Source organism: Glacieibacterium frigidum, from assembly GCF_007097155.1.
GTDB classification, from domain to species: Bacteria; Pseudomonadota; Alphaproteobacteria; order Sphingomonadales; family Sphingomonadaceae; genus Glacieibacterium; species Glacieibacterium frigidum.
This window is the reverse complement of record NZ_VJWA01000002.1, coordinates 947442-959499: the sequence shown is the minus strand read 5'-3', so window position 1 is coordinate 959499 and position 12058 is coordinate 947442. Positions and strand designations below refer to the sequence as shown.

Annotated in this window: 12 protein-coding genes; 6 read left to right on the top strand and 6 right to left on the bottom strand. The window is 62.1% G+C overall.

Annotated elements, in window-relative coordinates:
- Positions 1 to 62 precede the first annotated feature (62 nt).
- Both FMM06_RS14080 and FMM06_RS14075 read left to right on the top strand, forming a co-directional pair.
- Positions 63 to 3608, top strand: coding sequence for a class I SAM-dependent DNA methyltransferase (locus FMM06_RS14080; protein WP_144334973.1), 3546 nt, complete (start codon positions 63 to 65; stop codon positions 3606 to 3608).
- Positions 3605 to 4525 (top strand): DUF5655 domain-containing protein, encoded by a 921-nt coding sequence (locus tag FMM06_RS14075; protein WP_144334972.1) that lies wholly within the window; start codon positions 3605 to 3607, stop codon positions 4523 to 4525. The genes FMM06_RS14080 and FMM06_RS14075 overlap by 4 nt, the downstream gene beginning before the upstream one ends.
- A 184-nt stretch (positions 4526 to 4709) precedes the next feature.
- Here FMM06_RS14075 and FMM06_RS14070 read toward each other — a convergent pair whose 3' ends face one another.
- Both FMM06_RS14070 and FMM06_RS14065 read right to left on the bottom strand, forming a co-directional pair.
- Positions 4710 to 5096 carry a hypothetical protein gene (locus tag FMM06_RS14070; RefSeq protein WP_144334971.1) on the bottom strand — a complete coding sequence of 129 codons (387 nt, stop codon included), beginning with the start codon at positions 5094 to 5096 and terminating at the stop codon, positions 4710 to 4712.
- A 596-nt stretch (positions 5097 to 5692) separates the two neighbouring features.
- Positions 5693 to 6268, bottom strand: coding sequence for a Uma2 family endonuclease (locus tag FMM06_RS14065; RefSeq protein WP_144334970.1), 576 nt, complete (start codon positions 6266 to 6268; stop codon positions 5693 to 5695).
- Between the two features lie 374 nt (positions 6269 to 6642).
- Between FMM06_RS14065 and FMM06_RS16860 the strand changes: the two genes are divergently transcribed.
- The 3 genes from FMM06_RS16860 (at position 6643) to FMM06_RS17380 (ending at position 7702) form a co-directional block, all read left to right on the top strand.
- Positions 6643 to 6813 (top strand): hypothetical protein, encoded by a 171-nt coding sequence (locus FMM06_RS16860; RefSeq protein ID WP_185965193.1) that lies wholly within the window; start codon positions 6643 to 6645, stop codon positions 6811 to 6813.
- Positions 6814 to 6920: 107 nt separating this feature from the next.
- The gene (locus tag FMM06_RS14060; protein WP_144334969.1) at positions 6921 to 7523 is read left to right on the top strand and encodes an SOS response-associated peptidase; all 603 of its coding nucleotides are present in this window, start codon (positions 6921 to 6923) and stop codon (positions 7521 to 7523) included.
- A complete protein-coding gene (locus FMM06_RS17380; protein ID WP_328591559.1) occupies positions 7520 to 7702 on the top strand; it encodes a Y-family DNA polymerase in 183 nt (60 codons plus the stop codon). The genes FMM06_RS14060 and FMM06_RS17380 overlap by 4 nt, the downstream gene beginning before the upstream one ends.
- Before the next feature lie 307 nt (positions 7703 to 8009).
- Here the strand turns inward: FMM06_RS17380 and FMM06_RS14050 are convergent, their stop codons facing one another.
- Positions 8010 to 8606, bottom strand: coding sequence for a MobA/MobL family protein (locus tag FMM06_RS14050; RefSeq protein ID WP_144334968.1), 597 nt, complete (start codon positions 8604 to 8606; stop codon positions 8010 to 8012).
- Complete coding sequence (locus FMM06_RS14045) at positions 8606 to 9373, bottom strand: hypothetical protein (RefSeq protein ID WP_144334967.1); 768 nt, start codon at positions 9371 to 9373, stop codon at positions 8606 to 8608. Before FMM06_RS14045 ends, FMM06_RS14050 begins: the two co-directional genes overlap by 1 nt.
- 273 nt (positions 9374 to 9646) lie before the next feature.
- Here FMM06_RS14045 and nfi point away from each other — a divergent pair, with 273 nt between their 5' ends.
- The gene (nfi, locus tag FMM06_RS14040; protein WP_207790291.1) at positions 9647 to 10339 is read left to right on the top strand and encodes a deoxyribonuclease V; all 693 of its coding nucleotides are present in this window, start codon (positions 9647 to 9649) and stop codon (positions 10337 to 10339) included.
- Here nfi and FMM06_RS14035 read toward each other — a convergent pair whose 3' ends face one another.
- Both FMM06_RS14035 and FMM06_RS14030 read right to left on the bottom strand, forming a co-directional pair.
- On the bottom strand, positions 10340 to 10693 hold the full coding sequence (locus FMM06_RS14035) for a toxin-antitoxin system YwqK family antitoxin (protein ID WP_144334966.1): 354 nt from the start codon (positions 10691 to 10693) through the stop codon (positions 10340 to 10342). It lies immediately after the preceding gene.
- On the bottom strand, positions 10683 to 12047 hold the full coding sequence (locus FMM06_RS14030) for a YwqJ-related putative deaminase (protein ID WP_144334965.1): 1365 nt from the start codon (positions 12045 to 12047) through the stop codon (positions 10683 to 10685). The genes FMM06_RS14035 and FMM06_RS14030 overlap by 11 nt, the downstream gene beginning before the upstream one ends.
- Positions 12048 to 12058: the final 11 nt, after the last annotated feature.

The window sequence follows — 12058 nt, the reverse complement described above, 5'->3', positions numbered from 1 at the left end:
AGGCGGCAAAAAGCGCGACTGACGACCGTTGCCACCGCCGATGTCATGAACGATGAAGGGGCATGGGGGAGGACACTGCAGTCGACGCGTTCATCGCGCAGTGGCGTGATACCGGCGGATCCGAACTCGCCAACACACAGAGCTTCATCAATGGCCTGTGCGCGCTGATCGGCGTCGCGCCGCCCGATGGCAGCCGGTCCGACGATGCGCACAACGACTATGTGTTCGAACGCCGCGTGTTTCAGGACAACGGCGACGGCACGACGAGCTTTGGGAGGCTCGACGCCTACAAGCGCGGTTCCTTCATCCTCGAGGCGAAGCAGGGAAGCGATGCCGACCGTGCCGCCGCCACGCGCGGCGAGGACGATCTCGACCTATTCGGCCAGACCGCGAGCGCGCGGATGAAGCGCGGTACGGCACGGCGCGGTACGCCCGGTTGGGCCAAGGCGATGGTGCAGGCCAAGGGGCAAGCCGAGCGCTATGCGAAGGCCTTGCCGGTTGATCACGGCTGGCCGCCGTTCCTGCTCATCGCCGACATTGGCTACTGCATCGAGGTGTATGCTGATTTCACCGGCACCGGGAAGGCCTATGCGCAATTTCCCGACCGGTCGCGCTACCGCATCATGCTCGACGACCTGCACGATGAGGCCGTGCGCAAGCGGCTTGCGGCGATCTGGACTGCGCCTAAGACGCTCGATCCCTCAACCGAGGCGGCGAGGGTCACGCGCGAGATCGCCGACCTGCTCGCCACCGTATCGCGCCGGCTCGAGGCGCGGGGCCATTCAGCCGACGCGGTCAGCGGCTTCCTGATGCGCGTGCTGTTCACGATGTTCGCCGAGGATACCGGCGTGCTGCTGCCCAAGGACAGCTTCAAGACGCTGCTGCGCGGGCAACTCGACCACCCGGAGCATCTACATCATCAACTGTCGGCGTTGTGGGCCGCGATGGACCGGGGCGAGTTCGCGCCCGCGCTCGGCATTCCGGTGAAGCGCTTCAACGGTTATCTGTTCAAAGACACCGCCGCCATCCCTTTGGAGCTCGACGAGCTGAAGGTGCTGATCGATGCGGCGAACAAGGACTGGACCGAGGTCGAGCCCGCCATCTTCGGCACCTTGCTTGAACGCGCGCTGAATCCCAAGGAGCGCGCCAAGCTCGGAGCGCACTACACACCACGCGCCTATGTCGAGCGGCTCGTCGGCCCGACAATCATCGAGCCGCTGCGCGCCGATTGGGCGGGCGTGCGCGTCGCCGCCGCCGAACTGATCGACCAGGGCAAGGTGGAGGAGGCGCGCCGCACCGTCGAGACGTTTCATGGCCAGCTCGCCGCGACGCGGGTGCTCGACCCCGCCTGCGGCACCGGCAATTTCCTATATGTCGCGATGGCGCGGATGAAGGAGCTGGAGGGCGAGGTCCTCGACCTGCTCGTCGACCTCGGCGACGATCAATATGTCGCCGAGCTGACCGGCCTTACCATCACGCCCGAGAACTTCCTGGGCATCGAGATCAACCCGCGTGCCGCCGAGATCGCGCAGCTCGTGCTGTGGATCGGCTATCTGCAATGGCATTTTCGCGTCAACGGCATGGACCGTGCCCCGCCCGAACCGATCCTGCGTAACATCCGCACGATCGAGAATTGCGACGCGCTGATCGCTTATGACGACAAGGTGCTGGAGCGGGACGAGGGCGGGGTGCCCGTCACGCGCTGGAACGGGGAGACGATGAAGCTGCATCCGGTGACCGGCAAGCCGGTGCCCGACGAGACGGTGCGGGTCGAGGTGTATCGCTACGTAAAGCCGCGCGCGGCAGCGTGGCCAAAGGCGGATTTCATCATTGGGAATCCACCCTTCATTGGCGGAAAAGACGTCCGCGATCGGCTGGGGGACGGCTATTTCGACGCGCTGTTCCGTACCACCGATGTTCCTGAAAGCGCCGATTTCGTAATGCACTGGTGGGACAAGGCGGCGGTGGCCGTGCGCAAGGGCGGCACACGGCAGTTCGGGTTCGTCACGACCAATTCGATTACGCAACTGTTCAGCCGTCGCGTGATCGCCAAGCATCTGGATGCCAAGGACGGGTTGTCGCTGCGCTTTGCCATTCCGAACCACCCGTGGGTGGACGAAAAGGACGGTGCGGCAGTGCGCATCGCGATGACGATGGCGGCGAAGAGCTCGGCGGAAGGAAAGCTGCTGGATGTGGCCGACGAGCACGAGGCGCCGGAGCGGATCGTGTTCGTTCAGCGCTGCGGCCTCATCGGCAGCGACCTGCGTGTCGGCGCCGACCTGACCGCGACTGTCCCGCTCAAAGCAAACGACCGGATATGCTCGCCCGGCGTCAAGTTGCACGGCGACGGCTTCATCGTGAAACCAGATGAAGCCGCTCAGCTCGACCCGACGTCGCTGTCTATTGCGCGCGGCGAGACGGCGAACCAGTCGCCGCACGTTCGCACAGGCATGGGCATCGAGCCGCAAGTGATCTTCGATTATCGCAACGGACGCGATTTGGCGTCGCGCTCACGAGGGGTGATGGCGATCGACCTGTATGGATTGTCCGAGACGGACGTCCGCACACGGTATCCAGCGGTGTTCCAACATCTGCTCTCCGTCGTGAAGCCGCAGAGAGACGGACAGGTGGCCCGCAGCAACACGGCAGACGCCCGGCAGTATGCCGAGGAATGGTGGTTGTTTGGAAAAACCCGACCGGAAATTCGCAAGGCGCTTTCAGGTGTCCGCCGGTACATCGCTACCATCGAGACCGCGAAGCACCGTGTTTTTCAGTTTCTGCCGATCTCGACGCTGCCGGATAACATGCTCGTTTGCATCGCACTGCAAGACGCCTTCAGCCTTGGTGTGCTGTCGAGTTGCATTCACGGCCCTTGGGCAATCGGAAGTGGGGGAAGAATGGGGATGGGTGACGATCCCCGCTACAGTAAAACCCGCTGCTTCGATCCATTTCCCTTCCCTGCCGACGTACCCGAACCCGTCAAAGCCCGCATCGGTGCCCAAGCTGAGGCGCTTGATGCCTTGCGAAAACAGGTGCTTGCCAAACATGCCGATCTTACGCTGACCAGGCTCTACAATGTGCTCGAAGCGCTCCGCGCCGGACGGCCGCTCACAGACGCCGAGCGCGACATTCACGATCGCGGCCTCGTCACGCTGATCCGCCAGCATCACGACGTGATCGATGACGGCGTGGCCGATGCCTACGGCTGGGGGGCCGAGTATCGCGCGGGGACGCTCGACGATGAGACCATCCTCACCCGTCTTGTCGCGCTCAACAAGGAACGCGCGACCGAGGAAGCGCGAGGGTTGATTCGCTATCTGCGTCCCGAATTCCAGGACCCAGGCTATCGTGCCCCGGTCTCGGGCACGCTCGATCTGGGCGAGGCGGCGGCGCTGCCGGTCAGCAACGTCATCCCCTGGCCAACTGCCCTGCCCGATCAGGTCGGTGCGGTGCAGTCGATCCTCGCCGCCGCCCCACGGCCGCTCGGGCCGAACGACATCGCCCGCAACTTCAAGGGCAAGCGCGCCGCGACGGTGCGTCCTGTGCTCGACGCGCTGGCCAGTCTCGGCATGGCGCGGCGACTGAACGACGGAAGATACGCGGCATGAGCGACCTGAAGCTTTTCCGCACCACCGCCTCGGGCGTCGCGGAAATTTCCGGCGGCGCTATGGCGCTCGAAAAGTCACTTCAGACGCTCTTCGAGGCGAACCTTGAGGCGCTGTTGGGTGTGCGCTTCCTCGCTTCCGAGTTCATCACCAACGAAGGCGGTAGGATGGATTCGCTCGGCATCGATGAGAACAACGCGCCGGTCGTGATCGAATACAAGCGAGCGTCGAACGAGAACGTCATCAACCAGGGGCTGTTCTACCTCGACTGGCTGATGGGTCACCGCAAGGACTTCGAATGGCTGGTGATGGAGCGGCTGGGCAAGGAGGTCGCGCAGAAGGTCGACTGGCCGGGTTCGCGGCTGATCTGCGTCGCCGGGGACTTCCAGAAATGGGATGAGCACGCGGTCAAGCAGATGAATCGCACGATCGATCTGGTGCGGTATCGCCGCTACGGCGATGACCTGCTGCTGTTGGAGCAGTTGACCGCGACGACGGCGAAGCCCTCGGTCGGCGCGGCGACTGCGACGACGCTGTCGTCCCCCAACGGGTCGGGCAAGAAGTACAAGACAGTCAGTCAGCAAATCGCTGAGGCATCGCCTGCGTTGCTCGATCTGTACCACGCGGTGTCGGACCATCTGCAGGCCGCCGGCGATGATGTGCAGGTCAAGACGACCGACTTCTACATCGCGTTTCGCCGCTTAAAGAATTTCGCATGCGTCGAGCTGCGCAATCAGCTGAGCAAGATCCTGGCCTATGTCCGGATCGATCCCGCGACCTTGGAAATGGAGCCGGGATTCACGCGAGACATGCGGGACATCAATCATTTCGGCACGGGCGACCTCGAAATCACCATTCAGTCGATGGCGGATTTCGAAAGGGCGAAGCCACTGTTCGATGCCGCCTACCAGAATGGATAAGCCATCAATCGTAGCTGGAACCGCTCAGCCCCAATCTCGGGCGTCCCAAGCTGTTTGATCAGTTCCAACTTCGGCCAATAATTCACCTCTGCATTACCGCGACAAAACCACGAGCCGTCTGACGCCCATAGAGTTCTACTGAGTGCCTGCTTCGGAGAAAGCACCCGCCGCTTGACGTGAATAACTAATACTCCAGACTCTTGTTTACTCGTTCGAAACTACGGCCGCCTTCAAACCCTTGCCTAAACGACCAAATTGCGATTAGCGAACTATCAGGTAACAAATCTATACGTTCACGCAGTTCGCCAAGTTTGTACGCTCGTTCGAGGTATGATTTATCTCCTAACTCGATATTCACGCCCGCTGCGATCACCGTATTTACATCTTCCACGATTTTATGCGAATTGGTAATTGCGAATTCAAGGTCGTCAACGACCACCAAACGAATATCATTAGTCGATGGAACGCGATCATCATCTAGAACTCTTATGCACTTAAGCATTTCAATCATGTCATATTCTGAAAGTCCAACCGCATTTGCAAAAGCGGTCAAAATAATATCTTCACTCATAAAAAGTCCTGATTTAAAATGGTAGCTACATCAACGTCTAATTCATTTCATTAAATGGATGATTCGCGTTTAGCCAAAGAAAATTTCTCGACATCCTGGAAACTACCGGATCAAAAACTGAAGACCCACTTACCATTTGGCAACGGAATACTACCCGCCAATAACCTTAATGACACCCGCCTCTACGAGATCTTGTAGCAGGACGAAGCTTCAATTTCGTCCGGGGTCGCGTCGCAAAGATAGGGGTATGGGCCACTCATCGTGTCTCATAACGCACCGACGCTCAATGAGATACAAAGCATCGTTACCTGCGCCAAGTGTCTGGTGAGCAGGCAGGGAAGAGTCAGCTTTTCGAAAAGGGCGCCGTCCCATCGCACCGTCGGAAATTGAGGACGTAACTGTCAGCAGCCAATTCTGAACGATGGGCCGCTTGCAACTTCAGCGCCTACAAGCGGCCCGCCTGGTCTCTACCAATTGCGGATGCGGCGGGGCCCGCGAAATGCGCGATGGCACTGCTGAAATCCGCCGAGCTAAGGTACAGGCAGCGCATCGCTATGAGCGATATCGAACACCGGGGAGCAATATCGCTGCCGGCGTCAATTAACGCCTTTTGTCGCATGTGCGTCGATTTGCGTCCTCGGTCCTGTGTGTCGAAACATTTCGTTGGCCTCCAGCGTGATCGCAGGATGTTGTAACTCCAATGCCGATCCGTACGGCTTCTCAGCAACACTCCAGCCGTCCGGATCCCGCTGATATTGAATGAACGTTTTCACCGCTGGATCGATGACAACGATCGTGTACACGCTTTCGATAGCCTGGAATTTTGCGCGTCTAGTCGCTTCCCGGCCTCCTTCGTGCGGCGTCAAGATGACGAAAATGACGCTGGGCTTGCAGAAAAAATAGACATCATCAGGCCCCCCGAGTTCGGCACGATTGCAATAGATTGCAGCGTCCGGCGCTAAGAGATTCTGGTCGTCGATCCTAAGATACAAGCTTTCGCCGAAGACCTGACAACCGCGTCCTTCTAGGCGCCTGTGTATCTGGGTGGTCACGTTCATGCCTATCCGAGAGATTCTGGCAGTGTGAACGGGGAGGGCAACGGGAACGCCGTCGAGAAGCTCAACCCGATCGTCTCGATCGGCATAAAGCGACAGGAACTCTGCGACGTTCATACTGCATCATGATCCGCCATCGCATTCGGCTCAATGGCGGGCGTGCGTTATCATGAAGAAAGTCGCCCGAAGGCCGCACGGTCTGCGGTTCGTCGCCCGGGTCATATGCCGAACCCTCATGACCGTGCTCGATCGACCAACCTCTTACGCTCTTGCTCAGTTGCACGGTTCCACTCGGACAGAGACACCCCAGGGGGTGGTGGATGCAATCCAGGCTTCAGGGTCACGGGAACCGGAGCCAACGCTGCTGGCCGGCGCTGTCGTCTCACTGCGTAGCCGTAGAAATCGACGCCGAGCTGGACGTCCTTCGAGCCGCACTTGCGGCACCTGAAGCGCTGATGTGCTGCCGACCAGTCGGTTGACCATCTACGCCTGTGAAACACGGCCATGACCTGCTCGATCGCAATGGTGCGATCGTGGCCGCAGGCGCGGCAGGCGACGACGAGATCGGCACCTTTCATACTCAGATCGTCGAAAGATCGGACCGGCCCTGCCATCCGCGCGGCTTAGTCGGAGACCTCGACGCCGACAAGAACATGCAGTGAACAAACTTGTGGATTGTGTGCGGCGGTGGCATTGCTCTCCCCATGCGGCACGATGGTGAAGCGCGATGTCGGCGGCAACTTCATCGTGTGGATAAGCGAGGCACGCGGTGTGCAATCTCTATCGAATAACCTCGAACGTCGAGGCGATGCGACGCCTCTTCGCGGTCGCTCCTGACAACTCGCCGAACCTGCCGCTATTCAACGAGATCTATCCCGACCGCGACGCTCCCGTCATCCGAGTCGATGCAGACGGTGCGAGGCGGATCACGACGATGCGATGGGGCTTCCCGCCGCCGGTCGTGGCGTCGCGCCCGGTCACCAACGTCCGCAACCTGGCTTCGCCGTTCTGGCGTACCGCGCTGAGCCGCCCTGACCGGCGCTGCCTGGTCCCGGTCACTGCATTCTCGGAGTGGACGGCCGAGCCCGACCCGGTGACGAAACGCAAACGCAAGGTCTGGTTCGATCTCCCAGCGCAGGAGGTGTTTGCGTTCGCTGGTGTGTGGCGGCCAACTGAAGAGGTCGACCGGTTCGCTTTCCTGACGACCGCACCGAACGAGCTGGTCGGCCGTATTCATCCCAAGGCCATGCCGATGATTCTGGCGCCGAACGAATACACGGCCTGGCTCAGCGGCGACTTCGACACGGTGTGCGCCATGTCAGATGCTTACCCTGACGCTGAGATGCGCATTTTAGACGCTCCGACAGGGTGACCTACCGACGGATCGTCCACGGCGAAATAGACGCCATTTACGCCTCTGTGGAGCGGCGGAACGCCCTTGCGCTGCGCGGTCGGCCCGTCGCGAGCGGCAGCGCGCAGGCGCGCGGCGTCGTCGCGACCGCCAGCTACCAAGCCCGAGCCTTCGGCGTGCCTCGGCGATGGCGTCGGTGACTGCGCTCAGCTGTCGCTGGTCTTCGTGCCGCCGCGCTTCGGGGTCTACCGGGCGGGGTAGCAGCAGAGCCGCGCGATCTTCGTTGACTATACGAACCTGAGCGAGCCGCTGGAGCTTGACGAAGCGATCTCGACACGGCCGACGCCGGCGCGGCATCGGCTCGGCGACCGCGATCGCCACGAGCTAACCTTCTCAGGCCCGGGGCCTGTAGAAAATTTCGAGAGGGGCCAGCGGGAGCTCGCGCTTCAGTCAAAGAGGGTCTGTGCAGCCGGCCTTGCTCGGCTGCACAGATCCGGTGTCAGCCTGTCAGCCAGGGATCAGAGCCGAACGATATCTCCGGAGCCAGCGTAGCCAGCTCTTCTTCAGCTGCCCCGAAATGATGCCGGCCCGCGTTGGGTCGAAGGTTCCAAACCGATCGGCCACGAGATGCCGGGCGGTGACGAGGATGTGCGCGTGCGGGACTTGGCCGATCGGCGCGTGAAGCGCGATCTCGACGATAGCATCGCTCTGTCTGAATGCGTGCGTCACAAGTTTGATCGCGTCATCCAGCCACCTGCCCGGCGACATAGTCGGAGGGAGATCAGCCACGATCTGCCAGGCACGGATGTTATCGGAAGCTGACACGCCTCGCGCGGCACAGTCTGCCATCGACCAGACCCTGAAGGGGGAGGTGGTCCAAGACGGGGCATGCTGCGGCCTGATCATCTTGATCGCAACGAGATCGGCACCGCGAAGCGTGAAGTCGAACCAAGCCGAACCATCGTCCCGGATATAGCGGGTCCGCCGGAGATAGGCGGATTCGCGAAGTGCGGTGCTGGTCGCCGAAGCATCGGCAAACCTATGGGTTCCGGTTTCGACCGGTTGGCCGGAGACAGGAAGGCATACGAAGGGGCGGCGGGTCATCAGAACGCCACCTCGGCAAGAGGGCGATCGCCGAAAACACCTGAGCCGATGGGCGGGCAGCCGAACTCCGGCAGACGGGTGAAGCAATCCAGGCGTGCAAGGCGCGTTTCGTCAGCCGCAATCCACTCGGCGAGCGCCGTCCATCCGTCCTGCACGCGGTGCAAGTCAGTCGACTCATGGGCTTCGAGATGCAGGTTTACGAGCCAAGTGGAGATCACATCGATCTCGCAGAGTCTCGCGGCTCGATCCCAGCGGTCCTGATGAACATATACGACGGCCTCGGTGTGAAGGTCCTCCTTGGACGGGATGTTAAGGGCAGCGCAGACGTCAGCGAGGCGGGGCTTCGGTGCGGCGCCCCGCGAGGTCACAATATCCGACATGTCACGATGGACGGCGCCAGCGTGAGGGATCTCGCTCGTGATCTTGTGCAGGTTGGGTGCGTCGGCCCAGTTCGCGACGGCGCGGAGGCGAAGGAGCGGGAGATCAAAGCCGCGACCGTTATACGTCAGCAGGGTACGGACACCATCGCCGCAGATGCGATCGATCTCACGGACGATACCGGCTTCGGACCGGTCTGCCCTGGAGAAGCTGGACAGCTGGAAGATCAACCCACGTCGGGGATCGCGTTCGACGACGAGCGCGGAAACGGCGATGATCTCGTGGATGGCCCAGTTCTTAACACCGCCGTCCCCTCCAATATTCTGGGGGTGCTGAGCGGTCGCGGCGGGATTTGAGATAGTCGATAGGTCGAGCGAAACGGTCTTCATGTCTTCCTCTGGCGCGGGCGCGCCATTCTGGTTCCCGGGGAACACCCGGAGAGGACCTGCCCTTTTTCATTGCTGCTGGGCCCTCGCCCAATCATCTCAAGTTCAACATTTTTTCTGTAAATCGTCGTGCCGAGCAGCAGCCGCACAACTGCGTAATCGGTACGCAAAAGCGCTCCCTCAATGCCCCGCACATCCTGTCGCTGGCAGGAAACGTAGGGGCGCCCTCCCATCAGTGCGCCGGTTGTGAGGCCATCGCCTGCGGAGTCTGGTAGGGTGTCCGTCGTGACTGCGGCTTCGCCTTCTTGCCCGCCCGGGCTGTCGATCGACGCGGCGACCGACCTGCAGAAGCGGCTCGCGGCGCGCGTCGTGCGGACCGACGAGTTCGGGACGGTCCGTCGCGTCACCGGGGTCGACGTCGCCTATTCGACGGTCGACGATCGCGTGACATGTGCCGCCGTCACGCTCGACGCGGACACGTTAACCGTGACGGAGATCGCAACAGCAACCGGCGTGGCGGACTTCCCCTACATCCCCGGACTATTCTCGTTCCGAGAACTGCCGATCGTACTCGAGGCGTTCGACCGCTTGTCCGTGCGCCCCGACTTGGTCGTGTGCGATGGGCAGGGCGTTGCCCACCCACGCCGTTTCGGACTGGCTAGCCATCTCGGCGTGGTACGCGACATCCCAACGATCGGCTGCGCGAAGACCTGTTTGACAGGCGACTTCGTGATGCCGGCGGACGAGCGTGGTGCGTACGCGCCGCTGATCGATGCCGACGAGATCGTCGGATCGGCACTGCGGACGCAGCCCAGGGTGAAACCTGTATTCGTATCGACGGGCCACCGCATCGCGCTCGCAACGGCGCGCGAATGGACCCTCCGCCTGACGCCCAGGTTCCGGCTGCCGGAAACAACGCGCGCCGCCGACCACGCCGTGCGCGTCGCGATGAAAGCGTTGACGGGCTAATCAGCCCTCGATCGGCGTGCCGTGCTCATCCCATCGCTTGAACTCGACGGGTCGCTGATCGACGTTGCGACGGTACGCGGCCATCTTACCATTCGGGTGCCACTTCCAAGACTCGCTTGAACCCTTACCGCGCACGGCGATATTGCGGGATTCGAGTTGACCGTCGGGATAGTAGACCTCGCGGAGCCCGTGCGGCAGGCCCTCGACATAGTGCGCCTCGGACTCGAGACGACCGTCGTCAAAGGTCGAGTAGACGATCCCTGTGAACGGCACCCCGTTCAGCGATGCGAGATCGTCGTCGAGCTCGATATCGTCATAGTCTGCCCGTGGCAGGTCCTGAACATCACTTGGCATAGGTCACACCCTCGAGCAGGACGGCGCAGTGCGGGCAGGGCGGCTTGATCTCGCCGGCACGGGCACCCTTCACCTCCTGCGTATATACTACGAGATCTTCGAGTCGCGATCCGGAATTAAGCATCTCGTTCACTGCATAAATCTCGGAATGCGATCCAGCACCGGCGGTCTTGATGTAATCGACCTTCTGGGCGGTCGGCAGCCGTGCGTCCAGAACGGCATTAAAGGACGTGGGAAGATCGCCGTCGAGATTGTTGGTAACAACCTTCGAGATTTCCCCGGTCCGGGTGTCCATCACGGCGGAGATCGCCGGTCCGAGCTTGTTGTTGCTGACCCCCGCCGCCCGCATTTCGGCAAGGCCGACCTGCGTGACCTCGCGCAACTGGGCGCTGACCGCTTCCAAGGTGCGACCCGCCCCTGCTGCTGCCTCGGCAGCCCGTGCCCCCGTCGCCGCCTCTCCCGCACGCACACCCGACGCCGCCACATCGCCTGCGACACGCGGCGCGACGGCCTCGGCAGTACCCCGGACCGCTGTCTCAGCACCTGTACGAACCGCAGCCTCGCCCGCGCCCCGAGTCGCGGTCGTAACCGCACCGCGCACAGGGCCGCCGCCGACGGGCACGACGTATGTCGCGACGGTACCGACATCCATACCGATGGTTTCCGGACCGCGACCCTCGCGGATTGCCTGGCCGTAGCGGTCGAGCTGACCGTCGACGATGCCCTTGCCGCCCTCGACGGCGTCGCCGAGGTCGCTAACAACGCGCGACGGATCGTTGGCGGCACTCGCGACATAGTCGCGTGTCGCGCCTGCCGCATCCCCGATGCCGTTGGCGATCGCCGTCCCGTATTCGATGCGCGCTTCAGGCGACAACTGCATCTCGACCGAAGTCGTGGCGAGCTCGCCAACCGTCCCCGCCAACCCGACGACCTCGCGCGTCACGCCGCCGACTATCCCGAGCTGGAAGCGCGTCGTGGTTTCGCCCATGGTGATCACACCGCGCAGGGCCTGCGAGGCAATATCGTCGCCCGTGACGTGGCTACGTGCAAATTCGGCCGCCTGATGCGTCTGCTGGCCAGCCCATTCGACGCCCGTTTTGATCCCACCGCGTGCTGATTCGGTCGCGTCGCCGATCGCGCTACGCACCGTCGCAGCCGCCTCGCGCACGTCGATCGACGCAACGGCGTCGACTGCGCGTCGACCGAGGTCCAGACCGTCTCGGCCCAATGCCGCCGTCCGCTCGACCGCAGCGGCACCGAAGTCGCGCACATTGCTCGTGGCGCTGCTGACCGTACTGGTGACAGCGTCGCGGACCGTCGACAGGCCCGGTATGGAGGGAAAACTCAGTCCCATCGCAGATACTC